Here is a 1,251-nt window from a genome sequence, read left to right as displayed (position 1 = left end):
TGACCTGCCACGGGTAATTTCCTCCAGTTGCGATTAGAGTCCGGCCCTCACGAGGACGGACGAGATGAAGCGCAAGAGGTTTACGGAAGAGCAGATCATCGGGGTGCTGAAGGAGGCGGAGGCCGGCGCGAAGACCGCCGACCTGGCTCGGCGGCACGGCATATCCGAGGCGACGATTTACAACTGGAAGGCCAAGTACGGCGGCATGGAAGTATCGGAGGCGAAGCGGTTGCGCTCGCTGGAGGACGAGAACGCCAAGCTGAAGCGCCTTCTGGCGGATGCCATGCTGGACAACGCGGCGCTGAAGGATCTTCTGTCAAAAAATTGGTAACGCCCGCTGCCAGGCGCAGAGCGGTTGTTCATCTCGCGGACCATCACGGGATGAGCGAGCGGCGGGCATGCCGTGTCATTGAAGCTGATCGCAAAAGCGTTCGCTACCAGTCCCGGCGGCCGCCGGAGACGGAGTTGCGCGTGCGTTTGCGCGAGCTTGCCAACGAGCGGCGCCGGTTCGGCTATCGCCGGCTGCACATCCTGCTGCGGCGGGAAGGAGAGCCTTCGGGCATCAACCGCGTCTACCGGCTCTATCGGGAGGAAGGCTTGGGCGTGCGCAAGCGTCGAGCCCGGCGCAGGGCCGTCGGCACGCGGGCTCCGATCCTGGTGGAAGCGCGGCCCAATGCCCGTTGGAGCCTGGACTTTGTCCATGACCAGTTCGCCTGTGGCAGGCGGTTCCGCGTGCTCAATATCGTCGATGACGTTACCAGGGAGTGCCTCGCCGCCATCCCCGACACGTCGATCTCCGGGCGCCGAGTGGTGCGCGAACTGACCGACATCATCGCATGGCGCGGCAAACCCGGGCTGATCGTCAGTGATAACGGGACCGAGTTCACCGCCAATGCAATCCTGGCCTGGTGCAAGGACCACGCGATCGAGTGGCACTACATCGCACCGGGCAAGCCGATGCAGAATGGCTATGTGGAATCCTTCAACGGGCGGATGCGGGACGAACTGCTCAACGAGACGCTGTTCCACAGCCTCGACCATGCCCGTGCCGTGATCCGGGAGTGGGCGGAGGATTACAACACCTGCCGCCCCCACTCCTCGATCGGATACCAGACCCCGGCCAGCTACGCGGAAACGATTTTTGCAATGGGGCCAGGCATGCCTGGCCCCATTGCAAACATGGCGCCGAAAGGCATAACCACAACCGTCGAGGCTCTAATCAGAGCTGGATGAAAGTCCCGTGGCAGGTCA

Annotated in this window: 1 protein-coding gene; it reads left to right on the top strand. The window is 63.1% G+C overall.

The window, feature by feature from the left end:
- Nucleotides 1-64 precede the first annotated feature (64 nt).
- Nucleotides 65-1,233, top strand: a protein-coding gene (locus IP83_RS11305) for an IS3 family transposase (RefSeq protein WP_156309683.1) whose coding sequence is annotated in 2 segments (ribosomal slippage) — nt 65-317 and nt 317-1,233 — 1,170 coding nt in all. Because the reading frame shifts where the segments join, the coding sequence is not laid out codon by codon here.
- Nucleotides 1,234-1,251: the final 18 nt, after the last annotated feature.

This window comes from Novosphingobium sp. AAP93 (genome assembly GCF_001296055.1).
Taxonomy (GTDB): Bacteria; Pseudomonadota; Alphaproteobacteria; order Sphingomonadales; family Sphingomonadaceae; genus Novosphingobium.
This window is presented reverse-complemented; position numbering and strand designations above follow the sequence as displayed.